We start from the raw sequence: 23,790 nt of genomic DNA, 5'->3' as shown, positions 1-23,790 counted from the left end.
CCCCCCCCCCCCCCGACGACGACCCGGTAGCGGTGCCCCTGTTCGACGGTGAAGACGCAGGCGACGTAGCCGCCCCCGCCGCCACCGCCACCGCCGTCGTCGTGCCTGCCGCCCTCACTGTCCGGCGCGTTGCCCCCGCCTCCGCCCCCGCCGCCCGCGCCCACCAGCGCCACCTCGATCTCCCCCACTCCCGAGGGAACGACGTACTCGTAGACCCCCGCCGCGTCGTAGACCGCAGGCGTGGGGGCATCGGCGGCGTGAGCGCCCGGCACCTGCCCGACCAGCGGAAGTACCGTCCCGCACACCGTCATCACCACCGCCGCCGACCGGCGGCGCGCTCGGGACACGCCCCGGTAGGACGCCGCTCCAGCAGCACGACCGGTACCTGTTCGCACCATCAGGACCCCTCTCAGGCCGGGCCCGGGCAGCCACCGTCGGAACCGGCACCCCACCCGGGCAAGATCACCGACCTGGCCAACGACACGGTCCCGGACACGACACGGCCGGTGCCACTGCCGGCGCCACTGCCGCCGGAACCTACGGTCAAGGGGGTGCGGGCCGGCGGCCCAGGCAAGCGGAGCCGCCGTCCGGGCGCTGCCGCAGGGGTGGCGCACCCCGTCGACGGCACCCGCCGGGTCACTACCCGGCCAGGCGGGCCACGGCCAGGGCCTGGGCGCGGTCGAGTGCGTCCTCGGCGGCGCAGGGGACGTCGGGGCGGACGCCGGTGCCCTCCCAGTTGGTGCCCGAGACCGGGTTGACGGCGCGGGCGACGGGGACGCTGAGTTCCAGGTGCGGGTGCACCGTCCAGCCGTCGCGCGGGTGGGCGCCGCCGCGGGTGGCCTCGCCGACGATCTCGGCGCGGCCGAGCTGCTGCAGGTCGTAGGCGAGTTCCTCGCCCGCGGAGAAGGTCTTTCCGCTCGTCAGGACGTAGAGCGGCTTGTCGGCGCCGAAGCGGGCACCCGGTACGAACGGGGGCGTCCAGGACTGCGCGACCCGCTCCCCCTGCTTCGAGAGCATGGTGTTGAGGTGGGTGCGGCCGTCGAGCAGGTAGCCGCAGACGAAGGCCACGGTGTCCGGGTCGCCGCCGAGGTTGCGGCGCAGGTCCAGAATGAGCGCCTCGGCCGGTGCCACCAGCGAGAGCGCCGCGGCCAGCGGCTGCGCGGCCCAGTCGAGCGGGAACATGTGGGACGAGATCTCCAGCACCGCGACGCCGCCGTCGAGGAGCTCGACCCGCGGAACGCCGCCCAGGTTGGCGTCGAACTTCCGCCGCATCTCGGCGAGCACCGCCTCGCCCTGCCCCGACGGCACCGGCACGTCGTGGTGCTTCAGGGCCAGGTGCAGGTCGCCGTTGACGGATCGCAGGTCCGCGGTGACGGCGTCGGCCAACTCCTCGGCGGACCCGGCCGGGTAGGCGTCCTCGGCGTTCCGGCGGCGCAGCAGGTCCGCCAGTTCCCGGGCGACGTCCGGGAAGACGTAGTGCTCGCGGACCAGGTCGGCGACCGAGTCGACGACGGTGGCGGTGTCCAGCGCGGGTGACGATGTGGTGGAAGTCATGGGAGGGAGTAGACCAGCGGCTTGCCAAAGCGTCAATCGTACTTAACGCTTGATTGGGTGAGCCATCAACCGGACGACAGTGTCCAGCGGATCAGCACGCCCCAGCAGCACACCGCCCTCGCCCACCCCACCCGTCAGCGCCTGCTGTTCGCGCTGAGCGGCCGGCCGTCGACGATCAGCCGGCTCGCCGCGCAGTTGGGGGTGAACAAGGGCAGCGTCTCCCACCACCTCCGGGTGCTGGGCGAGGCGGGGCTGATCCAGGAGGCGGGAACGCGACAGGTGCGCGGCGGCACCGAGAAGTACTACCGGCGGACGGCCGAGCGGATGGTCGTCGCCCGGCCCCGGGCCGAGGGCACGGCGGCTCTGTTCGGCGCCGTCGCCCAGGAGTTGGAACGCTCCCCCGTCGACCATCTTCTGACGCTTCGTCATATTCGGCTCAGTTCGGCCAAGGCGGCCCGGCTGGCCAAGGCGCTGGCCGAACTGGTCGACGGGGCGGAGGAGGAACCGGAGGGCGAGCCGGTGCACGGCCTCCTGGTGACGCTCTACCAGCAGGCCGGGCCGTAGCGGCCGACAGGGCGGAGCCGGGCCGGCGGGCGGAGCCGGACCGCGCCGGGCCGGACCGGACCGGCGGGGCTCACTTGCCGGAGAGGCTCCAACCACCTTCGCTGGCAGCGTCGTTGAAGGCGGCCCAGGCGCTGCCGTCGACCTTGAGCGCGTCGAGGAGGTAGGCGGAGATCGCGTCGGCGACGAGGGCGACGCGGGCGGGGTCCTCGTCGGTGGTCTCGGCCACCGCCTCGCCGGCGACGCCGCCCATGGTGTGCTCGGCCTCGGCGACCGCGAGCAGGCTCTTCGGGGACGGGGCGAGGCGGTAGGCGTCGGTGAACCAGTCCGGCCCCCGGGTGGAGAGCCGCGATTGGTCCTTGCCGCCCGCGACGACCAGAGTGGGGACGGTCATGGTGGAGTAGTCCGGCCTCATGAACGGCAGGTGCTCGACGGCGAACGGAGTGAGCGTGTCGCCGGTTCCGGTCGCGGCGATCAGTGCGCCGGCCGTGACGGCGGGGTGGGAGAAGTCCTCGCCGGGCACGCCGTCGGCGTCGAGCACGCGCGTGCCGAGGACCGCGCCGGCCGTCTGGGCGCCCCAGGAGTGGCCGGCGACCGCGACGCGTCCGCGGTCGACCCGGGCCTCCAGGCCGTCCACCTGGCGAAGGATGTCGCCGAGGTGGTCGAGGACGGCGTGGAGGTCGGCGATCCGCACCCGCCAGATGCCGGCGAAGCGCGGGTCCTCCCAGCCGATGCCGTAACGGCGGGAGTCCAGGTGGGTGGGCTGCACGACGACGAATCCGGCCGCGGCCCAGCGGTCGACGAGGGGCTCGTACCCGTCTAGAGACCAGGCGTTGCCGTGGGAGAACACGATGACGGGAAGGTTCCGGCCCGCCAGTGGGGCGGTGACCTTCACCTGCAGTTCGACACTGCGGCCGGGTGCGGGGACGGCAATGGGCTTGACCGAGACGATCCGCTGGTCCAGGGGGTGGACGGACATCGGGGGACCTGCGCTTTCTCCAGGAGAAGGCTCTGCCATAATTTGGCGGAGCAGCGTTCCGCCAATCTAGCGGAACATCGTTCCGCGAGTAAAGGAGAAGCCCGTGCCGGAACCGGTCGGAGTACGCCAAGCACAGGCGCAGCGCACCCGCGACGGCGTACTGGCGGCCGCCGCGGCGGTCTTCGTGGAGCAGGGGGTCCAGGCCCCCGTCCGGGACATCGCCGAACGCGCCGGCGTCGGCGTCGGCACGCTCTACCGGAACTTCCCGACCCGGGCCGACCTCGTCACCGCCGTCTACCGGCACCAGATCGACACCTGCGCCGCGCTCGCGCCCCGGCTGCTGGCGGAGTCCGACTCCCCGTTCACCGCCCTGACCCGCTGGGCGGACGCGTTCGTGGAGTTCCTGGTGACCAAGCACGGCCTCGGCGCGGCACTCGGGTCCGGCGACGCGGGGCTGGAGAACCTCCACACCCTGATGCTCGACAGCCTGGTCCCCGCCTGCGCGACACTCCTGGACGCCTGCGCGGCCGCCGGCGAACTCGAACCCGGCATCACCGCTTACACGTTGATGCGCGCCATCGGCAACCTCTCCATCACCGGCCCCGACTACGGCCGGGACGAGGTGGCACGGATGGTCGCCGCCCTCCTCGCGGGGTGCCGCAACAGGGCATAGGCACAAGGGAGGCGCCCAGCGGCAGGCCGGGGCCCCGGCTTCCGGCGACGAGTCCGTTGCGGGCGGCGCCGACGGCTCGCGCCCGGGCTCCGAGGCACGGGTGCCGCCGGCGGAGCGCCGACCAGGGAGAAGACCAGGGAGAATGGGGCGGCGAGCGAGCCGATCGCGACGACGAAGGAGAAGACCGCATGGCAGCAGTCGGGGTGCACCATCCCAAGGAGGACGCGGAATTCGACTTCGTGCTCGCGCACGTCGACGGTCCGGTGCTCGCGTACTTCTGGGGCGTGTGGGCCGCCGCCTGCAAGGACCTGGAACCGGTGATCAAGGACGTGGCCCGCGAGTACGCGGGCCGCGTCGCCGTCGTCCGCACCGACATCGTGCGCTGCCCGGCGGCCACCGCACGGTACGGGGTGCTGGGCGCGCCGACCTTCGTGCTCGTCCTGGACGGCGAAGCGGTGGCCACCACGACGGAGGCGACCGACGGGGCGGGCGTCCGGGCCTTCCTGGACGCCCACCTCCGGCCCGGCGGGGACAGCTGACGGCCCCGAACCCGGACGGAGCCCCGGGACACCGGTACACCGGGTGAGGACCGTCCGGGACTCCGAACTCGTCTGCCTCGCGGTCGCCCAGGCCCTGCTCGGCTACCACTCCGAAGCCCGCTGGCTGCGCTACGCGAACAAGCACCTGTCCGACATGTTCCCCTACCTGCCCCAACGGCCCGGCTACAGCAAGCGGTTGAAGTCGGCACTGCCACTGCTCAAGCGCATGAGGCGAACGCGAGGTCCTGGCGGCGATGCTCGAAGTCGAGGCCGACTTGGTGGCCGCGCGCAACGGCATCCTGCTCATTACGGACAAGGGATTCGCCTCCGAGCCGTTCGAGAAGGACCTCGCCGAGCAGGGCATCGAACTCCTGAGGCCGTCACTCAAGCGCGAGAAGAAGCGATACGGCGAGCCGATGCTCAAAAAGGTCCGCCAGCTGATCGAGTCGGTCAACGACACCCTCAAAGGGCAGCCTGACCTGGAACGACACGGTGGACGGACCTTCGAGGGCGTGGCCGCCCGGGTGACCCAGCGGGTCACCCGGGCGGCCGCCGGCATCTGGCACAACAACCTGATCGGCGCACCGGTCACCCGCTCGCTGATCGCCTGCGACCACTGACCGCATCGGACCTGCTTGTCCTAGAAGGCCGCAGAGCGGTCCTCGCTGCGCGGATCGGTCACCTGGTGCCCTGCGTACAGGCCGGCGCGCGACTTGCGACGCCAGGGACGTGCGTAAGCCACTGCTTCTGCGGCGGCCTCGGAACCGTCGTCGAGGTCCACGACCGCCACCGACGGCGAACCGTCCGCGGGGCACCGTTCAAGCCAATCGCCGCCCGGGGCGATGACTCCGGACGGCGCGGTGGCGCTGTGCTGCGACGGCACCGAAAAGCTGACCCAGTAGCTGTTCGCCGCGGCGTGGCCCTGGGCTTGGGCGGCGGCGTTGCCCGGGGAGACGCCGGTCGTGGAGAACAGAACGCAGTCGACGTCCAGGCTCTCGTACTCGGCGAACAACTCCGGGTAGTGGATCTCCATGCCGAGCAGGCAGCCGAAACGCACACCGTCGACATCGAAGGTCACCGGTGAAATGCCCGGCGAGTACATGTACGAGACCTTCGTGTTCGACAGCAGGCGCTCGTCGTAGCGCGTGACCACCTCGCCGCGATCGGAGATGACGTAAAGGCTGTTGTGCGGGCGGTTCGGCTCAGTCAGGCGGTGCACCGAGGCGATCACCGTCCACAGCCGCAACTCGCCTGCCAGCTCGGTGATCGCAGCCAACTCTGCTCGCAGAACCGGCCACTGGCACCGGTCCCAGTCCGCCGGGCCGACCGCGTCCGGGCCATCCACGGACATGACGAGCTTGTGGGGAAAGCAGATCGCGCCTTCCGGGAAGTGCACGATCCTCGCGCCCCGAGCACCCGCCTCGCGCATCAGAGCACGGACCTGACGGCCGCTTTCGCGCAGCGCGTCCACATCTCGGGGGTCCTCGCGGACGGGGGTCTGCGCGACGGCAAGCCGCACGCTCTTGGGGTTCCTTACTTCCGACATGACGTCTCCTGATGGAGTCGGACGGAAGTGCCGGAGGGCAGACGTGTAGGACTCGCCGGTCTTAGCGGCACGGGCGCGCACCTGGCGCTTGAAGTTCCTGCGGGCTGTCATCGCGGCCTTCCACGCCTGAGCGACCGTTCCCCAGCAACCTCGCCCGAGGCGATCGGGCTGCGACAGCGACCTGAGACGCTAGTCCCTTTGCCTCCGATGGGAGACCGTGCTGGGGACGGTCGCGGGAGGTTCGGCGTAGGCCACGCAGTCCGTCATCATGCCGTCGCCCACAGCCCCCGTCAACCACCGCCACCCACTCACTGATCGCATACGACTACTGACCGACATCGGAACTACCCATCTAGGATCGGGCGCATGATCGTATGGCTCAACGGCACCCACGGTGCGGGCAAGACGACGACGGCGGCGCTGGTGCAGCCGCTGATTCCGGATTCGCGGGTGTTCGACGCCGAGAAGGTCGGCGAGACGCTCATGGACATCACGCCGGGGCTGCCCGACACCGGCAACTTCCAGCACTGGCCGCCGTGGCGGCCGCTCGTGGTGGAGACCGCGCGGCGGGTGCTCGACTACACCGGGGGCACGCTGGTGATGCCGATGACCGTCCTGGTCGAGCGGTACTGGCGCGAAATCAGCACGGGCCTGGCCCAGCACGGCATCCCCGTACGGCACTTCGTCCTCCACGCCGACCAGGAGACGCTGCGCGGGCGGATCGAGGGGGACACCGTGCTCGGCGGCCCCTCGCCGTTCCGCCTCAGGTATCTGGAGCCCTACGCCGAGGCGGCCCGCACCTGGCTGCACGCGGAGGCCGAGGTCGTCGACACCACGCACCTCACACCCGCCCAGGCCGCCCGGCGGATCGCGGAGGCGGTCACGGGCTGAGCCGGGCGGAGGCGTCGGCGGGGGCTTGGACGTCGGGGGCCGGAGGCGCCGGGCGGGTGCGCTCGGCCCAGCCGGCCAGGGGCGGGGCCACGGCGCCGAGGGCGGCGAAGAAGAGGCCGAGGAGCAGCCAGCCGGTGTGGCCGAGGCCGAGCACGGCGCCGGTCAGGACCAGCGGCGCGAGGGCCTGACCGGCGTTGAAGCCGATGCCGAGCAGGCCCTGGTACTGGCCCTGGGCGTGGTCGGGTGCGAGGCCGAAGCCGAGGGCGTAGCCGGCCGAGGACTCCCACACCTCGCCGATGCTGTGGAGGACCACCGCGAGCACGGCCAGCACCGGCGCCACCCAGGCGGGGACGTCGGCGGTCAGTGCCATCAGGGGGCAGCTGAGCAGGAACATCAGCCCGGCGAGGCGGAAGGCGCGCCCGCCCTGGCGGGGGGTCTCCACCTTGGCGCCGAGCCTGCTCTGGAGCAGCACGCAGACGCCGCTGTTGATCGCGTAGACCGCCGCCACGGTCCAGCGCGGCGCGTCGGTGTGGGCGCTGAGCCAGATCGGCAGGAGCAGCGAGACGGTCTGGTACTGCAGGCCCATGGCGCTGTAGAGGGCGACGAAGGACACGTAGGGCCGGTCGGCCAGGACCGACCACTGGCGGTGCTGCTCGGGCCGGGGCAGCGGCGGGTAGGCGGGGACGCCGAGCAGTGCGACCAGTGCGGCGCCGGCGAAGCTGGCGGCGTTGGCGAGGATCAGCGCGGTGTAGGCGGCGCGGGTGTCGATCTGGAGGGCGACGGCCGCGCCCAGGGTGCCCATGACCACGCCGAGGTTGACGTAGGTGCGGAGCCTGGCCCGGAACGCGGCGGGCCGCTCGCCGCCGGCCCTGGCGATGAGCGCGCCGCCCGCGGCGCCGCCCGCCGAGGCGGCCAGCCGGTCCACCGTGGCCAGCAGCACGAACGCGAGCCAGCTGTCGATGAGCACGAACGCGGCCATGCTGACCGCCTGGACGACGAGGGAGGTCAGCCAGATCACCCGCGGCCCGTACCGGTCGGCCAGGTTGCCCGCCGGGATGCCGGCCGCCAGGCCGCAGAGGCCGGCGATCGTCAGGCCCGCCCCGACCTGGGTGGCGGGCAGGTGCACCACGAGCGTGAAGTAGAGGACGGACGCGGCGTTGAAGAGGCCGTTGCCCACCCGGTTGACGAAACACGCGGCGATCAGGGCCCGTTGCGGACCGGCCTCCGACTCCTCGGACACCTTCCGCCCGGCCCCCCGCTTCATCATGATCATGTCGACGAGGCTAACAGCGGGCCTCTCGGCGTCCGCCGGCGCACCGGCCGTTCGCACACTTCCCGGACAGGAGCGCGGACCGGTACGGACATCCGGCGTCAGGCCGGGACGAGGGCGTCCCACTCGGCGCGGGTCGGGCCGTCGTGCGTCGGCTCGAAGTCCGGGCGGGCGGCCAGCCAGGCGGTGACGCTGCGGTCGACCTCGGCGGTCGTGTACGCCTCGCCCGGCGTGCGCAGCAGGTGCCGCACCTGCGCGCGGGCGCGCATCACGACGGGGTCGTCGAAGGCGCAGGCGGCGAGGGCGGCGGCCCGCCGGTCGGTGGACTCCGCGCCCTCGGCGAGGCGCTGCCCGGCGACCCGGTCGGCCGCCACCTGGGCGTCGAACCAGGGGCGCAGGGCCCGCACCGTCCAGTCGTGGTAGCCGCCCGGGTCCGCGACCGTCTCCTCGACGTGGCCGGCGAGGTACTGGGCGGCGCGCAGGCCGAGGGCCGCGCCGTGGCCGAGGGTCGGGTTGGTGTGGACGAGGCTGTCCCCGGCGTTGACCAGGCCGGTGACGACGGGGCCCGCGTCGTCGACGAGGGAGGTCCAGCGGTTGTCCAGGCCGGCCATCGCCAGGACGTCGGAGAGCGGTTCGGCGGCCAGGTCGAGCCAGGCGGCGGTGGCGGGGAAGCTGCGGGCGACGGCCTCGAACACGGCGGGGTCGGTGAGCGCGCCCCGGGTCGGTTCCGTGGTGGAGACGACCACGTTCACCGCGAAGGTGTCGTTGTCGGAGGGGAAGACCCCGGCGAGCGCGAACGGCGTGGACGAGCCGTTCCGCAGCCGGCCCGGGTCGCGGGGGCCGTCCTCCCGGACGCGGTACCAGCGGCACAGGTAGGCGATCCCGGCGCGGTGGCTCTCGACCACGGGCGGGCGGCAGCCCGCCGCGACGAGCATCCCGGGGACCGGGGAGCGACGGCCGGCCGCGTCGACGACCAGGTCCGCCGGGTGGGTGTCCGCGCCGACGGTGACGCCGGTGACCCGGGCGGGGTCGCCCGGCGCGAAGGTGAGGCCGTCGACCCGGTGGCCGCGCCGCACGTCGACGGTGGGCTCGCGCCGCACGGCCGAGGCCAGGGCGGCCTCCAGCACGATCCGGCGGGTGCGGAGGGTCACCAGTTCCTCGTCGCCGGCCCGGTGCGGCGGGTGCTCGTCGAACCAGTCGAACTCGTGGTACTCCCGGGCGCCGCGCGCCAGCAGGTCCGCGTAGACGTCCGGCGCCTCGGCGTGCAGCACCGTGCGCACCGGAGCGAGCAGGGAGTGCGGCTGGACGGCCTGCGGGACGCGGGGGCGGTCCCAGTGGAAGAAGTCCCGGTGCAGGTCGTCCCCGGCCTCCCGGGTGTCCTGCTCGAAGAGGGTGACGGTGTGCCCCCGTCGCCCGAGCATGAGCGCGGCCCCCAGGCCGCCGATACCGCCACCGATCACTGCAACCCGCGCCACTGGCTCCCCTTCGCGTCGTGTTGCGGATGGAGCCTACCGCCTGATGATCTTGGGGCGGCGGCCGGGGCCCGGGTGATGCGGGAGACCCGGGAGGCGCGGGATGCGTGACGGGCGGGGTCCGGTGCGGGCAGGATGAGGCGCATGTGCGGTCGATTCGTCTCCACCACCACCCCGCCGGATCTGGCGGAACTGCTGCGCGCCTCGCTGTGGCCGGCCGCGGAGGCCCTCGCGCCGTCGTGGAACGTCGCGCCGACCGACGAGGTGGCGAGCGTGCTGGAACGGGTCGACCGGGAGACCGGGGAGATCACGCGCCAGGTGCGGTCGCTGCGCTGGGGGCTGGTGCCGTCCTGGTCGAAGGACCCGGGCTCCGGCGCGCGGATGATCAACGCGCGGGTGGAGACGGCCGCCGAGAAGCCGGCGTTCCGCAAGGCGTTCAAGGAGCGGCGCTGCGTGGTGCCCGCCGACGGGTACTTCGAGTGGCGGCCGGTGCCGGCGGCGGACGGGCGCAAGGCGTACAAGCAGCCCTACTACCTCCACCGGCCGGACGGCGGCCTGCTGCTGATGGCCGGGCTGTACGAGTTCTGGCGCGACCGCACGGCGCCCGAGGACACGGACGCGTGGCTGGTGACCTGCACCGTGCTGACCACCGAGGCCACCGACGCGGCCGGCCGGATCCACGACCGGATGCCGGTCACCCTCACCACCGACACCCTGGACGCCTGGCTCGACCCGAGCGTCACCGACCCCGCCGAGGTCCGCGGCCTGCTGCACGCACCGGCGGGCGATCTGCAGGTGCGACCGGTCGCGACGACGGTGAACAGCGTCCGCAACGACGGCCCGCAGCTGCTGGACGCGGTGGCGGACCCGCTGCCGGACGTCACCGGCGGCCACTACGCCTGAAGGCAGGGCTCCGACGGGCGGGGCTTCTAACGGCGATCCGCGTTGTTCTTAGAATGGCCGGATGGAGGACATCGACGCGATCGCGGTGCTGCAGGACCCAGTGCGGCGCCGACTGTACGAGTACGTGGTGGCGCAGGGCCGCGAGGTCGGCCGGAACGAGGCGGCCGAGGGCGCGGCGGTGGCCCGCACGCTCGCCGCGCACCACCTCGACCGGCTCACCGAGGCCGGGCTGCTGGAGAGCGGCAGCCGTCGGCTGACCGGCCGCTCCGGCCCGGGGGCGGGCCGACCCGCCAAGGTGTACACCCGGGCGCGCGCCGAACACGCGGTGTCGCTGCCCGCCCGCGACTACCGCACCGCCGCCGAACTGCTCGCCGGGGCGGCCGAGTCGGCCGGAGTGGACCTCGCGCTCCAGGAGGCCGCGCGCCGCCGGGGGGAGGCGCTGCGCGGAGCGGGTGCGCCCTGCGGCGACCTCGACCGGGCGATGGAGCTACTGGCCGCGCGCGGCTACGAGCCGTACCCGGTGCGGGGCGAGCAGGCCAACGAGGACGACGGTGACGGCGGTGACGACGGTGACGACGGCGCGGCGACGGCGGTCCGGATGCGCAACTGCCCCTTCCACGCCGTCGCCGAGCAGTTCCCACCGCTGGTGTGCGGTATGAACCTCGCACTGCTGGAAGGGCTGTTGGGGACGGACGGTCCGGTCCGGGCGCGGATGGACGCGCGGCCGGGCGAGTGCTGTGTGGTGGTCGAGGCTTCTAAAAACAATGATGATTGACATAGAAACTCGGGCCGTGCTGGGATGAGGCATGACTTCGTCCCGGCCTGCTCATCCCGCCCTGCACGATCAGCCCGCCCAGCTCGCCCAACTCAACGTCGCCACGCTGCTCCACCCGATCGACGACCCGCGGATCGCGCCGTTCGTCGAGCTGCTCGACCCGGTCAACGCCGCCGCCGACGGGGCGCCCGGATTCGTCTGGCGGCTGGTCGAGGACGGCACGGACGACGCCACCGGCCTGCGCCCGGCGGGCGCGGACGTCATCGTCAACCTGTCGGTCTGGGAGAACCACGAAGCCCTGTGGGAATTCGCCTACCGCAGTGGGCACTTGGAGGCGATGCGGCGCCGGCGCGAATGGTTCGCACGGCACGTCGAGGCGCATCTGGTGCTCTGGTGGGTGCCCGCCGGGCACCGTCCGGACGTCGGCGAGGCGCTGGAGCGGCTGGCGCACCTGCGGGCGCACGGGCCCTCGCCGCGGGCGTTCACCTTCGCCTCCGCGTTCAGCGCGGAGGAGGCCCGGTCGCTGACGGGGTGAAGGGGCAGAGGAGGAGAGCGGGTCCGGTCAGACCAGCGGCAGTGCCATCTCCAGTTCGCGGGCGGCCGGGTCCAGCGGGTAGGGCTTGGTGCCGCCGGTGAGTTCGAAGCCCCGGCGCCGGTAGAAGGCGGCGGCCCTGGCGTTGTCCTCGTGCACGGTCAGCAGCAGGCGCCGCGCGCCCGTCTCCCGGGCCCAGGCGACGATCGCGTCCAGCATGGTGTCCGTCACCCCGCGCTCGCGGCCCCGGTGCTCCGGGTGGACCCAGACGCCGACCAGCAGCGCCGTCCCGGGCTCGGGCGTGAAGCCGATCATCGTCCCGACCCACTCCCCCGCCCCGGTGCCGTCGTCGTGCACGGCCGCCAGACCGACGCTGCCGGGCTCGTTGACCCGGCGGATCCGGGAGTGCCACTCCTCGTCGCCGTGTGCCAGCGCCGTCTCGTAGGTCTCCAGGAAGGCCATCGGGGTGTCCAGCAGCTGCGCGAGGCGCACCTCCCGCAACCGCTCCCAGTCCGTGTCCGTCCGGCCGATCCGCTCGATCCGGTAGGTCATGACGGCCCTCCCCGCAATGGTCCTCGCTCGGACACATTCGACACATTCGACACAGGAGCATAGGCACCAGCACGGGAGCGGACGGCGGCGGGGGGCTGTCGGCGCAGGTCAGGCGCAGGTCAGGGGCCGGTCGGGAGCCGGTCGGGGGCGGCGGGGCGGATAGGGTGCGACGGGGCGGACCCCACCGCGTCCCGCCGACCTGCGCATCTGCCGACCCGACCTGCCGATGGAGGCCCGCCATGCCCACCGCCCACGCCGCCGCCGAAGCCTCCGGACCGTCCGGACCGTCGATCGCGCGGTTCGGGTTGGGCACCGCGGCCGTCGGACGGCCCGGGTACATCACGCTCGGCCGCGACCTCGACCTCCCGGCCGAGCGCACCGTGGACGCCCTGCGCGCGCGGACCCACGCCCTGCTCGACGCCGCGTTCGCCGCCGGCGTGCGCTACTTCGACACCGCCCGTTCCTACGGCCGCGCGGAGGAGTTCCTCGGCGCCTGGCTCGCCGCCCGGCCGCAGGCCGCGGCCGAGGTGACGGTCGGCAGCAAGTGGGGATACACCTACACCGCCGACTGGCAGGCCTCCGGGGTGCCGGTGCACGAGGTCAAGGAGCACTCGACGGCCGTCTTCGACCGTCAGGTGCGGGAGAGCCTCGCGCTGCTGGGCCGCCGTCCGGACGTCTACCTGGTGCACTCGGTCACGCCGGACAGCCCCGCGCTCAGCGACCCCGCACTGCACGCCCGGCTGGCCGCGCTGGCCGCCGAGGGCGTGCGGGTCGGCCTGTCGACCAGCGGCCCGGAGCAGGCGGCGGCGGTCCGGGCGGCGCTGGCGGTGACGGTGGACGGCCGGCCGCTGTTCGGCGCCGTGCAGTCGACCTGGAACCTGCTGGAGCCCTCGGCCGGCCCGGCGCTGGCCGAGGCGCACGCGGCGGGCCTGCTCGTCGTGGTCAAGGAGGGCATGGCCAACGGCCGGCTCGCCGACCGCAACGCCACCGGTCCGGACACCGCCGCCCTGCGCGAGCTCGCCGCCCGGACCGGCGCCTCCTGCGACGCCCTCGCGCTGGCGGCCGTCGCCGCGCAGCCCTGGGCGGACGTGGTGCTCTCCGGCGCGGCCACCACCGACCAGCTCGCCTCGAACCTGGACGCCGTCGGGCTCGCCCTCGACGCCGCCGCGTCGGCCGGTCTCGCGTCGCTCGCCGAACCGGCCGGGCGGTACTGGAGCACGCGCTCGGCGCTGCCCTGGGCCTGACGGTTCCGGAATCCTGCGGCCCCGGAGCCTTGGCCCGCAGGATCCGACCAGGGCGGCGCCGTCAGCGCGGGGCGCGGCGGACCGTCAGCATGTCCTGGGTGTGGCCGATGGCGTAGCCGCCGTCCGGCCGGGCGAAATGGCGCTCGACGTAGGCGGTCAGTTCGTCCCGGTCGGGCAGCCGGTCCAGGACGGCCAGGTCGGCCACGTTCACCATGAACTCCGCGACGTCCACCGCCTCCGCCAGCCGGTCCGTCCGGTAGCAGAGGTCGAGGGTCTCCAGGGCCACCGCGTGCTCCGGTCCCTGTTCCGCCAACTGCTCGGCGAGCGGCCGCAGGTCGTAGCGCACGCCGGCGAAGTGCGCGGCCATCCGCATGCAGGGGCTGTCCGGGTTCTGCAGCACGACCAGCAGCGTCCCGCCGGGCGCCGCCCAGTCCAGGACCCGGCCGACGGTGCGCAGCCAGTCCTCCGGCGGCACGTAGTAGAGCACGTGGGAGAGGTGGACGAGGTCCGCCGGCTCGGGCGGTTCGGCCGCGTCGATCGGGTCCGGCAGGACGAGGGCGTCCGGGCAGACGGCGCGGAGCCGCTCGCGCATCACCGCGCTGGGCTCGATCGCCACCGTGCGCTCGAAGTACTGCGCGAGGTGGGCGGTGGTCCGGCCCTCGCCGGCGCCGACGTCCAGCAGCACCCGGCGCCGGTCCAGGCCGGTGGCGACCTCGGTCAGCCGGGCGTGGGTGCGGGGCTTCTCGTCCGTGCCGGCGAGGAACAGCTCGAACGCCCGGCGGTAGGCGGCGCCGGAGGTGTCCAGTACGCGCACCGGGGCGGTGGCCGCGTCCGGCGCCGTTCCCGTCGCTGTGCCCGTACCTTTCTCCGTACTCGTGCCCGCTCCCGTGCTGGTCCCCGTGGTCCCCATGGCGCGGTCTCCTCGTCGACGCGGCGTGTCCGGCCGGGCCAGTCCACCGCAGCGCCCCGCACCGGCCGCGCAGGCACGTTCCTGCCCGCGTGTCGTGGAGCGCGCACCCCTTGTGGACGTCCGGCGCCGTCCCCGGCCTGCGGCTCCCCGACCTGCGCCGACGCCGCCGGGCACGCCGACCCCGGCCGGACCGCCGCCGTCCGATCACCGTGCATGTCGCGGCCATGTCCGCGATCGCCGCGCCCGGCACGCTCGGGGCAACCGGCGGGGCGCACCCCGCACCCGTCCGGTCCCTCCCGCACCACCCCGCCGGAAGGAAGTCCACCGCCCGTGTCCCGTACCGCCCGCCCGCGCCACTACCTGATGTGCCGTCCGACGCACTTCACGGTCGACTACTCGATCAACCCGTGGATGGAGCCGGCGAAGCCGACCGACGCCGAACGCGCCGTCGCCCAGTGGGAGCAGCTGTACGCGCTGTTCCAGGAGCTGGGCCACACCGTCGAGTTGATCGAGCCGCTGCCCGGCCTGCCCGACATGGTGTTCGCGGCCAACGGCGCGACCGTGGTCGACGGCACCGCCCTGGTCGCCCGGTTCCGGCACCAGGAGCGCGCGGACGAGGCGCCGGCGTACGTGGAGTGGTTCCGTTCGCGCGGCTACCGGGCGGTGCACCGGGCCGAGTTCACCAACGAGGGCGAGGGCGACTACCTGCTGGTCGGCGACCGCATCCTGGCCGGCACCGGCTTCCGCACGGACCGGCGGGCGCACGCCGAGACGGAGCGCGTCCTCGGGCGCCCCGTGGTCACCCTGGAGCTGGTCGACCCGCGCTACTACCACCTGGACACCGCGCTCGCGGTGCTCGACCACGACGAGGTCATGTACTACCCGGCCGCCTTCTCCCCCGAGAGCCGGCGCACCCTGGCCGGGCTGTACCCGGACGCCGTGCTCGCCACCGACGAGGACGCGGCCGTGTTCGGCCTCAACGCCGTCTCGGACGGCCGCCGGGTGGTGCTGCCGGAGGCGGCGGTCGGGCTGGCGGCGCGGCTGCGGGAGCGGGGCTTCGAGCCGATCGGGATCGACGTCACCGAGCTGCTCAAGGCGGGCGGCAGCGTGAAGTGCTGCACCCTGGAGCTGCGCGCCGCCCCGGCCTGACGGGCCCGGCCCGAGCGCCCGGGGCACCCGGTAGCGGACGGCGTGCGGGGGGGCGGCCGGCGGAAAACCGGATGCGGCCCCCGCACCACCCGGTGCTACTGTCGTTGCGGCCGGCCGCGGGACTCCGGTGCGACTTCCGGAATGTGCCTCTACCGCAATGATTCGCAGTTCGTACCCCCATTCCCCGGCCGGCCGTCCGAACTACGACGACCGTCACCGGGCGGCGCGGGTTCCGCAGCGGTACGCCCGACCGTCCGGGCCGTGACGTGCGTGCGCCCGGGTGCTCCGGCCGGCGGGGTGAGCCGGCCGGAGCACCCGGGCGGTGACGCGGTCAGAAGATGATCCTCCAGCTGTCGATGCGGCCCGAGTCGATGCGGTACATGTCCTGCACCCGGAGCCGCCAGGTGCCGTTGGCCTGCTGGGCGGAGGCGTCCACCGTGTAGGTCTCGAGCACGTTGTCGGCCGAGTCGCCGACGCTGGCCTTTTTCAGCGAGTACACCGTCCCGTCCGGGCCGATCAGGTCGACGGCCAGGTCACCGCGCCAGGTGTGCTTGATGTCCACGGCCACCTTGAGGTCGCTCGGCGCCGCACCCGGGATCCGGTCGACGGCGATGTCCGAGAAGACCGCCGGGCCGCCGTCCGGGATCGGCACGGCGGTGGCGTTGGCGAAGATGCCCCGGGAGACCTTCCAGGCGAACGTGGTCGAGAGCTGCCGGTTGTGGGAGGCCTTGGCGGTGACGGTCACCGTGTAGGTCCCGGCCGTGGCCGGGTTGCCGGTGATGCGGCCGGTGACCGGGTGGAGCCGGACGCCGTCGGGGAGGCCGGTCGCGTGGTAGGTGACGGCGCCGGGGTTGAAGTTGATGGCCTTGACCTCGAGTTCGGCGGGCGCGCCGACCTCGGTGACCTGGTCCGCGACGGGGTCGACGAGCAGGCCGTCGACGACGCGCGGGCCGACGTTGACCGCCGCCCAGGCGTTGGCGGCGTTCATGTACGTGGCGCTGAGCTGCCCGTACAGGTCGGCGGTGGCCCGGAGGGTGGCGGTGCGGGCCGCGGCGTAGTCGGTGGACGAGGTCATGTAGGTGGTGAGCGCCCGGTACCAGATCCTGGCGGCGGCGTCCCGGCCGATGGCGGTCACCGGCAGGCCGTCGGAGGTCGGGGAGTCGTAGGCCACCCCGTCGACGGTCTTGGCACCGCTGCCCTCGGAGGCCAGGTAGAACCAGTGGTTGGCGGGGCCGGAGGAGTAGTGCACGTCGACGGTGCCGAGGTCGGCCGACCAGGCGTCCCGCGACTTGCCGTCCTTCGAGGGCTTGTCCATGTACCGCAGCGGGGTGCCGTCGCCCCGGATGTCGATCTTCTCGCCGACCAGGTAGTCGCCCCGGTCCTCGGGGTTGCCGGCCCAGAACTCGATGGCGGCGGCCATGATGTCGGAGGTCGCCTCGTTCAGGCCGCCGGACTCGCCGCCGTAGATCAGGCCGGCGGTGGCGGAGGTGATGCCGTGGGTCATCTCGTGGCCGCCGACGTCGATCGAGGTGAGCGGCTTGACGTTGCCCGCGCCGTCCCCGTACGTCATGCAGAAGCAGGTGTCGGACCAGAACGCGTTGACGTAGTTGCTGCCGTAGTGCACCCGGGTGTAGGCGCCGACGCCGTCGTCCTTGATGCCGTCGCGGCCGTGGACGGTCTGGTAGTAGTCCCAGGTGAGTTGGGCGCCGTAGGCGGCGTCCACGGCGGCGGTCTGCCGGTTGGCGACGGTGCCGTCGCCCCAGGTGTCGGTCGGGTTGGTGAACAGCGTCCTGGTGGAGCTGGTGCCGTTCAGGTCGTACGTGCTGTGGCCGCCCCGGGTGGGGTCGGTCAGCGCGTAACCGCCGCCGTCGGCCGCCGAGGTGCCTATGGTGACCTGGCCGGAGTACTTGCTGGTGCCCAGGCCGGTCTCGATGCCCTGGTACTCGAAGATCTTCTTGCCGGAGTTCGCGTCCGTGACGACGTGCAGTTCGGAGGGCGTGCCGTCCTCCTGGGTGCCCGTCACGACCGTCTCCCACGCGAGCCGCGGGGTGCCCGATCCGGCCCAGACCACCTTGCGGGCGTCGCCGGCCGCCGCCCCCGCCACCTTCGCGCCCGCGGCGCCGGCGAGCGCGAGGCCCTTCGCCGCCTCGGCGCTCTCCTCGGGGCTGGTGTCGACGGCGATGTCCGCACCGGTGGCCCGGGTGACGCCCTTGCTCGAGCCGTCGCGGGCGGTGTGCACGACCAGGTCGCCGCCGAGCACCGGCAGTCCGTCGAAGGTCCGCTCGTAGCGGGTGTGCACGGTGCCGTCCGCGTCCTTGGTGACGCCCCGGACGACCAGGGCCTCCTTCGGACCCAGTTTCAGCGCGGCGGCCGTCCTCGTCCTGTTCGCGTCGGCGGCGGCCAGCAGGGCGCCGCGCTGCGCGGCCGACAGGGAGGCCGGCAGTGCGCCGGCGAAGGCCCGCTCCCCTGCGGGCGCCCCGCTCGGGCCGTCCGCCGCGGAGGCGACACCGGCGGGCAGGGCGGCCACGATCATCGCGGCGCCGGCGATCAACGCGCTCACGGGGACGGACTTCTTGCGGAATCGAGTCACACGGAACTCCTTCTGCGACGGCCGGGTTCAGGCGGCCGGAGTCAGCCGGGCGGTCGAGAGGGGCACCGCCCGGTAGAGCTGGTGGTTCGACTGGCTGGAACGGCCTTCGGCGTACTCGCCGCGCGGCGCGCTGCCCGGGCGACTGCCAGGGCCTCGGCGGCGGGACGGTACACAGTGCCATTTTTGGTGAGGGCATGTCATCAACGGCACTGCAAGTTGGCCGAAATGCTCCGCCGACGACCGAAGGCTGCCCGCACCGGCGCATTCACAGGAACGCGGCCCCGGTGCCCTCCTCGTGGCCGCGTCCGTCACGGCAACCGCGGCCGGTCGTGCGGGCCGCGAAACCGGGTTGGCTCATCCGATTCGTCCCGATAGCATCCGAGGACCGGATGGGCGACTGGCGCCGTACCGGTGCTGCTCAGCAGCGTGACAGACGCGGGGGCGGTCCTTGTGGAGACGTACGGCGACCTCGTCGCCGCCGAGGACGTGCTGGTGTTCGTCAACGCCGCGATCACCGGCACCGGCCAGCGCGAGTTCCACGGCGGGGCCGCCGAGCAGCAGCTCTCGCTCGACTTCCTGCACGAGTACATGCTCGTCAACTACCGCGGCCCGTACGCCGCCGCGCTCGCCCTCGACATCAACGACCACAACTCCGCCCTGATCGTCCGCCGCCTGCTGGAGACCTCCCGCGACGCCACCGACGAGCAGCGCCGCACCGAGGGCCGGCTGATCGCCCGACGGCTGCGGCTGCTGCCGCCGCAGCGGGTCTACCGGCTGATCGGCGAACTGCGCCGGGCCAAGGTCAACAACCGCCGCACCCGGGCGATCCTGCGCGACTGGCTCGCCACCCGCCCCGACCAGGCCCTCGACGCCGTCAAGTACCGCGCCGGGCTCAAGCTCGCGCTGCGCCACACCCATCTGCGCCCCGTCGCGGAGGAGACCGGCGACTTCCTGTACGCCCCGCGCCGGCGCCCCAAGTACACCGCGCCGCTGCTGGACGCCTGGCGGCGCGCCCACTACGAGCAGGGCGCGCTCTACGAACTGCCGTACACCGTCGCGGAGGGCTTCGCGAACCGCCACGGCATCCCCCGGGCCGCCTTCCTGAAGAAGATCGAACCGCGGCTGACGGCCCTGGAGCGGCTGCGCCTGCAGGAGTCCGCCCGGGCGCTCGGCGCCACCGCCGTCACCTCCGACGCCGCCGCGCTCGCCCGGATGCCGCTCACCCGGCTCGCCTCGTACGTGCTGGGCCTGCCGCCCGCCGACCGGACCGCCCGCCGCGCCGAACTGACCGACGCCCTGCGGGGCGCGGCGCGCCGGGCGGTGCGCGCGGCCGGGGCGGAGGAGGGCAGCTGGGGCCGGGTCACGGCCGTCCTCGACGACAGCTGGTCCGCGTACGGCTCGGGCGTCAAGCGCCGCCGGCCGCTCGCCGCCGCGCTCGCCTGCCACTTCCTGCTGGCCGCGCTGGCCGGCGAGTACACGGCGCTGTGGACCTCGGGGCACGGCGACGCGCTGCTCGCCCGCCCGGCCGGGCCGACCCCGCTCGGGCGCCGCATCCTGGACGCGCTGGACACCGCGCCCGAGCGACTGGTGATCGTCTCCGACGGCTGGGACAACGCCCCGCCCGGGCTGGCCGCCGAGGTGCTGCGGGTGTGGCGCACCCGGCTCGACCCGGAGCACCGGACCAGCATCGTGCACCTCAACCCGGTGTACGACGCGGAGGGCTTCGACGTCCGCCGACTCGCCCCGACGGTGCCAACCGCCGGGCTGCGCGACGCCGAGGACGTGCCCGCCCTGGTCGAGTTCGCCCGCTTCGCCGAGGGCCGGACGGACCTCTCGGAGCTGACGGCGCACCTGGCGGCCCGCACCGAGCGGTTCCTGGCGGCGGACGGCGCGGTGCGCGGACCGGTGGCCCCCGCCGCCGGATCCACCGGATCCACCGGGACCGCCGGGATCACAGGGACCGCCGGGACCACAGGGACCGCCGCCACCGAGACCGCTGAGGAGACCGTCCGATGACCACCACCCCGGCCGCCCCGGCGTTCCGCCTCGACCTCACCGGCCTCGACACCCGTCCCGCCCAGGTGTGGGGCGGCGTGCGCCTGGTGCCCCTGGTCCGCGCCGAGCCGATCGAGGACCTCCGCCTCCACCAGGAGCTCTACGAGCCGGAGTACACCGCCGTCCCGGTCGGCCCCCGCACCGACTACCTCGCCTTCGTCCCGCACGGCTTCGTCGCCGACTGGACCCGTGACGGCACCCCCGCCGCCGCCTACGGCACCCGGCTCGACACCCCCTCCGCCATCACCGCGAGCACCCCGCCCGAGCGGGTCCGGGTCCGGGTGCCGCGCCGGATCGCCAAGCGCGAGAACCGCACCCGGCTGCGCTTCCTGCCGCTGCACCTCGCCCTGGAGGGCTATCTCTCCCTGCACTTCGGCGGCCCGTCGATCGCCTGGGAGGAGTACTCCGAGCGCGCGCTGCGGAACGGCCTCTCGCCGCGCGCCGAGGAGGCGTACGCCGGCGACCGGGTCCGCGGCCTCGCCGACGCCCTGCGGGTCTTCGAGATCCACCCCGGCCAGTGCGGCCTGGTCGTGTACGTGGCCGACGCGCTCGCCGCGGCCTTCGTCGTCCCGCACCCCGACGACTACCGGGCGCTGCACCGGACCCTGCTGCTCGACCTCTTCGGCGAGCTGATCCACCACTACGCCCTGCTGTCCGCCCCCGTCCCGGACTTCCGGGCCGACCTGCGCACGGCCGGTCCGATCAACTCGACGGCCGAGTTGCGCGCGGCCGTCGACGGCCAGGAGCGCGCCTGGGCGGCCTTCCACGACGACACCATGGCCGGCGGCCTGCTGGACCCGGACTACCGGTCGCGGACGGTGCGCCGCCTGGGCCGTTTCCGCCTCGACCGGTTCCGGCCGGAGTTCCGCCCCAAGCAGGAGAACCACATCGGCGAGGCGATCACCGACGAGCACGGCCGGCTCGCCTACCTCAAGACCTTCCGCCTCTCCGAGGCCCAGGTCCGCCGCGGCCACCTGCTGGACCGCCTCGCCGCCCACGACTGGCACCTGCCGACAACCGCCACCGCGCTCGGCCTCACCGAACCCCAGCTCGGCCTGCGCCTCGAAGGCGCCGGCTTCGGGAGCCTGCTGCGCCAGGACGTCCTGGACCACTACCGCCGCGCCGCGCGCCAGTAGGGCGGGTCCCGTCCCGGCGCCGCCCTGCCACCGCACCTGCCTCCGCCGTGCCCCGGGCATGGTGCGTGAGCGGGCGTGGGGCGATGATGGGAGAAGGTTCGTGGAAGGACGGTCGGCGATGACCCGACAGCCGTGCGCATCCTCCGCCGAGGACGACCGCGACGCCCCCGCCCGCACCCGTGCGAACCGGTCCCCGGACGACGGGACCCGCCCGTAGGGCGGCCGGCGATGCCAAGGGGAACCGGACGACCGGTGGGCCGGGTCGTGGCCCCGGCGCTGCTGAGTTCCGTGGTCGCGGTGGGGTCGCTGCTGCTCGCACCGGTGGCTCACGCCGACGCCGGCCTCCGGCTGTCCCCCGGCCACGGGACCGCGGGGACCACCCGCGTGACGGTCGACGGAACGGGATTCGGCGCCTGTCCGCCCGACACGAAGAACGTCCAATTACGGTGGGACGACGGCGCCGACCTGGGAACACCCTCGATCCGGCCGGACGGAAGCATCAGCACGTCCTTCACCGTGCCGGCGAACGCCCGTCCGGCCCCGCACCAGGTCACGGCCACCTGCCGCGCCTACCCCGGGCCCAACGTCAAGGCGCCCGACACCCAGAACTTCCGCGGCCCCTTCGACGTCACCGCGGCCGCGACCTTCACCGTCGACCCCGCGCCGCCGGGCGTCCTCACCCTCGACCCGGCGAGCGGCGCCGCCGGTACGACCTTCCGGGCGCGCGGCACCGGATTCTCCTGCCCCGCCGGTGAGCCCGTCGTCCTGCGCTGGGAGCAGCGCGAGCTGGGCCGGGTGCAGGCCCCCGGCGGCACCTTCGATCAGCAGGTCACCGCGGCCGCCGACGCCCCGCCCGGCACCCACCCGGTGGAGGCCGCCTGCGACCCGTCCGCGGAGCACGACACCACGGCGACGTTCACCGTTCTCACCCCCACGAGCACCGGAAGTCCGGCCGGACCGCTGACCGGGCAGGCCACGCCCGACGACTCGCCGAACACGTCGGCCGGCACCCCGGCGGGCGCGGGAGCCGTCCTGCGGGCGCAGCCGAGCAGTGGACGTCCCGGGCAGCAGGTGGTGCTCACCGGGAGCGGCTACGCCTGCCGCGGCACCGAGGCGGAACTGACCTGGAACGGCGTGGTGTGGGAGCGCGTCGGCACCGGCACCGGCGACGGGTTCACCGTCACCACCCGGGTCGCCGGCGACGCCCGGCCCGGGCACTACCGGCTGCGCGCCGTCTGCCCGGACCGTCCGGCGATGGCCGGGTCCACGGACTTCGAGGTGCTGGCCGCCGACGTGGTTCCCGGACCGGGCGGCGGAGACGCGGCACCCACCGCGCTGGTGGTCGGCTCGACGGCCGGCGGCGCCGTGGTGCTCGCCGCCCTCGCCGGTACCTACGTGCTCGGCCGGCGGCGGGGACCGCACTGGGCGTCGGCGCACGTCGCGGTCGCCCCGGTGGCCGGTGCGCCGCCGCGGCCGCTGGTCACCGAGACGGACGACCCGGCCGGGCCCGGCCGCACCGTCCGGCTGGAGAGCCGGGAGGACCCCGGTACGCAGCGCGTCGAGGAGACGCCCGGGGTCGGGCCGACCGGCGGGCAGGTCAGTGCCGGGGAGACCGGTGCCGAGGAGGGGGGAACGACGGAGGAGGAGCCATGACCACCGCCACCCTCACCGATCCGGCGACCGCGCGGGCGTTGCTGTTCGGGGCGGACACGCCCGGCAGCGCCGTCGACGCGCTCACCGAGTCCCTGCACGAGCACGGCACCGTCGGCACCCTGCTGCACGGTGTCCCGCGGCTGACCGGCGCGGCCGGGCAGGTCGTCGAGCGCGAGGTGGCCACCGCGCTGGACCGCCAGCTCGGGCGCGACCTGTTCGGTTTCGCCGCCGCCGGCTGGTCCCGGTACACCGCCCTGACCGCGGCTGCCCGGCGCACCCGGGCCGACCCCGCGTCGGAGGAGGTCGTGGCACTCGCCGACCACCGCATCACCTCGGCCAACAGCCCGCGTGTCGATCTGCTCGTCGACGGCACTCCGGTCGGCTCGGTCCGGATGGAGCTGACGCTCGTCATCGAGCTGGCGGGCATCGTCGCGGTGGTCCGACGGGCCCGTCTGGTGGCACTGCGTGCGGGACGTTGCACCGTCACCGGGGCGCTCACGGTGGACCGGGAGAAGATCGTCCAGCGCAGCCGCCGGTACGACCTGCCCGGCGCGGTGGCCTTGCGGAACGGCATCCCGCTGCTCGCGGACGAAGCGGCCCCGCCGGCGGCCGGGGCAGGTACGGAGGCCCGGGCCGGGGCGGCAACCGACGCCCGGGCCGAGGAGGAGACCGAACGCCTTCCGCAGGCCGACGGGGCCGCGGCTGCACGGGCCCGGGCGGAGACCGAACGCCTTCCGCGGACCGGCCACCGGGTCGCCTGACGGACCGGACAGCCGGACCGGACGCGGCGGGCGAGGGCGCGCGGG

At 74.1% G+C, this 23,790-nt stretch carries 23 protein-coding genes; 14 read left to right on the top strand and 9 right to left on the bottom strand.

Annotated elements, in window-relative coordinates; translation table 11 throughout:
- Positions 1-347, bottom strand: a 347-nt coding sequence (locus BI06_RS52380; RefSeq protein ID WP_199523290.1) for a hypothetical protein, incomplete at its 3' end; no start/stop codon positions are given.
- A gap of 292 nt (positions 348-639) precedes the next feature.
- Positions 640-1,554 carry a S41 family peptidase gene (locus tag BI06_RS13625; protein ID WP_043468309.1) on the bottom strand — a complete coding sequence of 305 codons (915 nt, stop codon included), beginning with the start codon at positions 1,552-1,554 and terminating at the stop codon, positions 640-642.
- 57 nt (positions 1,555-1,611) lie between these two features.
- Here BI06_RS13625 and BI06_RS55125 point away from each other — a divergent pair, with 57 nt between their 5' ends.
- Positions 1,612-2,118, top strand: a complete 507-nt coding sequence (locus BI06_RS55125) for a winged helix-turn-helix domain-containing protein (RefSeq protein ID WP_043468307.1) — start codon at positions 1,612-1,614, stop codon at positions 2,116-2,118.
- A gap of 70 nt (positions 2,119-2,188) precedes the next feature.
- Here the strand turns inward: BI06_RS55125 and BI06_RS13615 are convergent, their stop codons facing one another.
- Positions 2,189-3,094 (bottom strand): chlorophyllase, encoded by a 906-nt coding sequence (locus tag BI06_RS13615; protein WP_043468305.1) that lies wholly within the window; start codon positions 3,092-3,094, stop codon positions 2,189-2,191.
- Positions 3,095-3,197: 103 nt separating this feature from the next.
- Here BI06_RS13615 and BI06_RS13610 point away from each other — a divergent pair, with 103 nt between their 5' ends.
- The 3 genes from BI06_RS13610 to BI06_RS52375 all read left to right on the top strand — a co-directional run bounded on the left by BI06_RS13610 (position 3,198) and on the right by BI06_RS52375 (position 4,926).
- Positions 3,198-3,767, top strand: coding sequence for a TetR/AcrR family transcriptional regulator (locus BI06_RS13610; RefSeq protein WP_043468302.1), 570 nt, complete (start codon positions 3,198-3,200; stop codon positions 3,765-3,767).
- 188 nt (positions 3,768-3,955) lie between these two features.
- Positions 3,956-4,306: a co-chaperone YbbN gene (locus tag BI06_RS13605; RefSeq protein WP_043468300.1), complete on the top strand. Its 351-nt coding sequence runs from the start codon at positions 3,956-3,958 to the stop codon at positions 4,304-4,306.
- Positions 4,307-4,560: 254 nt separating this feature from the next.
- Complete coding sequence (locus tag BI06_RS52375; RefSeq protein WP_051740980.1) at positions 4,561-4,926, top strand: transposase; 366 nt, start codon at positions 4,561-4,563, stop codon at positions 4,924-4,926.
- Between the two features lie 20 nt (positions 4,927-4,946).
- On the opposite strand, the gene BI06_RS13595 is transcribed toward BI06_RS52375, so the two are convergent.
- Positions 4,947-5,852, bottom strand: a complete 906-nt coding sequence (locus BI06_RS13595) for a carbon-nitrogen hydrolase family protein (RefSeq protein ID WP_233290144.1) — start codon at positions 5,850-5,852, stop codon at positions 4,947-4,949.
- A gap of 366 nt (positions 5,853-6,218) precedes the next feature.
- Between BI06_RS13595 and BI06_RS13590 the strand changes: the two genes are divergently transcribed.
- A complete protein-coding gene (locus BI06_RS13590; RefSeq protein ID WP_043468298.1) occupies positions 6,219-6,743 on the top strand; it encodes an ATP-binding protein in 525 nt (174 codons plus the stop codon).
- On the opposite strand, the gene BI06_RS13585 is transcribed toward BI06_RS13590, so the two are convergent.
- On the bottom strand, positions 6,733-8,016 hold the full coding sequence (locus tag BI06_RS13585; RefSeq protein WP_233290143.1) for an MFS transporter: 1,284 nt from the start codon (positions 8,014-8,016) through the stop codon (positions 6,733-6,735). The genes BI06_RS13590 and BI06_RS13585 overlap by 11 nt on opposite strands.
- Positions 8,017-8,114: 98 nt before the next feature.
- Complete coding sequence (locus BI06_RS13580) at positions 8,115-9,488, bottom strand: NAD(P)/FAD-dependent oxidoreductase (protein WP_043468296.1); 1,374 nt, start codon at positions 9,486-9,488, stop codon at positions 8,115-8,117.
- A gap of 141 nt (positions 9,489-9,629) precedes the next feature.
- Between BI06_RS13580 and BI06_RS13575 the strand changes: the two genes are divergently transcribed.
- From BI06_RS13575 to BI06_RS13565, 3 genes are all read left to right on the top strand, one after another.
- Positions 9,630-10,388: an SOS response-associated peptidase gene (locus BI06_RS13575; RefSeq protein WP_043468294.1), complete on the top strand. Its 759-nt coding sequence runs from the start codon at positions 9,630-9,632 to the stop codon at positions 10,386-10,388.
- A 61-nt stretch (positions 10,389-10,449) separates the two neighbouring features.
- On the top strand, positions 10,450-11,163 hold the full coding sequence (locus BI06_RS13570) for a metalloregulator ArsR/SmtB family transcription factor (RefSeq protein WP_030395729.1): 714 nt from the start codon (positions 10,450-10,452) through the stop codon (positions 11,161-11,163).
- A gap of 31 nt (positions 11,164-11,194) precedes the next feature.
- The gene (locus tag BI06_RS13565) at positions 11,195-11,698 is read left to right on the top strand and encodes a DUF3291 domain-containing protein (protein WP_043468291.1); all 504 of its coding nucleotides are present in this window, start codon (positions 11,195-11,197) and stop codon (positions 11,696-11,698) included.
- 27 nt (positions 11,699-11,725) lie between these two features.
- Here BI06_RS13565 and BI06_RS13560 read toward each other — a convergent pair whose 3' ends face one another.
- On the bottom strand, positions 11,726-12,247 hold the full coding sequence (locus BI06_RS13560; protein ID WP_043468288.1) for an N-acetyltransferase: 522 nt from the start codon (positions 12,245-12,247) through the stop codon (positions 11,726-11,728).
- Positions 12,248-12,486: 239 nt separating this feature from the next.
- Here BI06_RS13560 and BI06_RS13555 point away from each other — a divergent pair, with 239 nt between their 5' ends.
- Positions 12,487-13,491, top strand: a complete 1,005-nt coding sequence (locus tag BI06_RS13555) for an aldo/keto reductase (protein WP_030395726.1) — start codon at positions 12,487-12,489, stop codon at positions 13,489-13,491.
- A gap of 61 nt (positions 13,492-13,552) precedes the next feature.
- Here BI06_RS13555 and BI06_RS13550 read toward each other — a convergent pair whose 3' ends face one another.
- Positions 13,553-14,401 carry a trans-aconitate 2-methyltransferase gene (locus BI06_RS13550; RefSeq protein WP_107113332.1) on the bottom strand — a complete coding sequence of 283 codons (849 nt, stop codon included), beginning with the start codon at positions 14,399-14,401 and terminating at the stop codon, positions 13,553-13,555.
- A gap of 330 nt (positions 14,402-14,731) precedes the next feature.
- Here BI06_RS13550 and ddaH point away from each other — a divergent pair, with 330 nt between their 5' ends.
- Complete coding sequence (ddaH, locus tag BI06_RS13545) at positions 14,732-15,550, top strand: dimethylargininase (RefSeq protein ID WP_043468285.1); 819 nt, start codon at positions 14,732-14,734, stop codon at positions 15,548-15,550.
- Between the two features lie 331 nt (positions 15,551-15,881).
- Here the strand turns inward: ddaH and BI06_RS13540 are convergent, their stop codons facing one another.
- Positions 15,882-18,083, bottom strand: coding sequence for a M4 family metallopeptidase (locus tag BI06_RS13540; protein ID WP_051741281.1), 2,202 nt, complete (start codon positions 18,081-18,083; stop codon positions 15,882-15,884).
- Between the two features lie 507 nt (positions 18,084-18,590).
- On the opposite strand from BI06_RS13540, the gene BI06_RS13535 reads away from it, so the two are divergent.
- The 4 genes from BI06_RS13535 (at position 18,591) to BI06_RS13520 (ending at position 23,745) form a co-directional block, all read left to right on the top strand.
- Entirely contained in the window at positions 18,591-20,156 is a 1,566-nt protein-coding gene (locus BI06_RS13535; protein WP_233290197.1) for a hypothetical protein, read from the top strand.
- Complete coding sequence (locus tag BI06_RS13530) at positions 20,153-21,331, top strand: hypothetical protein (RefSeq protein ID WP_030395721.1); 1,179 nt, start codon at positions 20,153-20,155, stop codon at positions 21,329-21,331. Before BI06_RS13535 ends, BI06_RS13530 begins: the two co-directional genes overlap by 4 nt.
- A gap of 252 nt (positions 21,332-21,583) precedes the next feature.
- A complete protein-coding gene (locus BI06_RS13525; RefSeq protein ID WP_043468281.1) occupies positions 21,584-22,984 on the top strand; it encodes a hypothetical protein in 1,401 nt (466 codons plus the stop codon).
- Positions 22,981-23,745, top strand: a complete 765-nt coding sequence (locus BI06_RS13520) for a hypothetical protein (protein ID WP_043468280.1) — start codon at positions 22,981-22,983, stop codon at positions 23,743-23,745. The genes BI06_RS13525 and BI06_RS13520 overlap by 4 nt, the downstream gene beginning before the upstream one ends.
- The last annotated feature ends 45 nt before the right edge of the window (positions 23,746-23,790 follow it).

Source organism: Kitasatospora sp. MBT66, assembly GCF_000710405.2.
In the GTDB taxonomy this organism is placed as follows: domain Bacteria; phylum Actinomycetota; class Actinomycetes; order Streptomycetales; family Streptomycetaceae; genus Kitasatospora; species Kitasatospora purpeofusca.
This window is presented reverse-complemented; position numbering and strand designations above follow the sequence as displayed.

Excerpts from the sequence above, each read along its gene's own strand:
- BI06_RS13585 (WP_233290143.1), bottom strand. The coding sequence starts at position 8,016 with ATGATCATGATGAAGCGGGGGGCCGGGCGGAAGGTGTCCGAGGAGTCG.
- BI06_RS13595 (WP_233290144.1), bottom strand. The coding sequence starts at position 5,852 with ATGTCGGAAGTAAGGAACCCCAAGAGCGTGCGGCTTGCCGTCGCGCAG.
- BI06_RS13575 (WP_043468294.1), top strand. The coding sequence starts at position 9,630 with ATGTGCGGTCGATTCGTCTCCACCACCACCCCGCCGGATCTGGCGGAA.
- BI06_RS13540 (WP_051741281.1), bottom strand. The coding sequence starts at position 18,083 with ATGATCGTGGCCGCCCTGCCCGCCGGTGTCGCCTCCGCGGCGGACGGC.
- BI06_RS13530 (WP_030395721.1), top strand. The coding sequence starts at position 20,153 with ATGACCACCACCCCGGCCGCCCCGGCGTTCCGCCTCGACCTCACCGGC.
- BI06_RS13550 (WP_107113332.1), bottom strand. The coding sequence starts at position 14,401 with ATGGGGACCACGGGGACCAGCACGGGAGCGGGCACGAGTACGGAGAAA.
- BI06_RS13560 (WP_043468288.1), bottom strand. The coding sequence starts at position 12,247 with ATGACCTACCGGATCGAGCGGATCGGCCGGACGGACACGGACTGGGAG.
- BI06_RS13625 (WP_043468309.1), bottom strand. The coding sequence starts at position 1,554 with ATGACTTCCACCACATCGTCACCCGCGCTGGACACCGCCACCGTCGTC.
- BI06_RS52375 (WP_051740980.1), top strand. The coding sequence starts at position 4,561 with ATGCTCGAAGTCGAGGCCGACTTGGTGGCCGCGCGCAACGGCATCCTG.
- BI06_RS13555 (WP_030395726.1), top strand. The coding sequence starts at position 12,487 with ATGCCCACCGCCCACGCCGCCGCCGAAGCCTCCGGACCGTCCGGACCG.
- BI06_RS13605 (WP_043468300.1), top strand. The coding sequence starts at position 3,956 with ATGGCAGCAGTCGGGGTGCACCATCCCAAGGAGGACGCGGAATTCGAC.
- BI06_RS13590 (WP_043468298.1), top strand. The coding sequence starts at position 6,219 with ATGATCGTATGGCTCAACGGCACCCACGGTGCGGGCAAGACGACGACG.
- BI06_RS13565 (WP_043468291.1), top strand. The coding sequence starts at position 11,195 with ATGACTTCGTCCCGGCCTGCTCATCCCGCCCTGCACGATCAGCCCGCC.
- BI06_RS13570 (WP_030395729.1), top strand. The coding sequence starts at position 10,450 with ATGGAGGACATCGACGCGATCGCGGTGCTGCAGGACCCAGTGCGGCGC.
- BI06_RS13615 (WP_043468305.1), bottom strand. The coding sequence starts at position 3,094 with ATGTCCGTCCACCCCCTGGACCAGCGGATCGTCTCGGTCAAGCCCATT.
- BI06_RS13520 (WP_043468280.1), top strand. The coding sequence starts at position 22,981 with ATGACCACCGCCACCCTCACCGATCCGGCGACCGCGCGGGCGTTGCTG.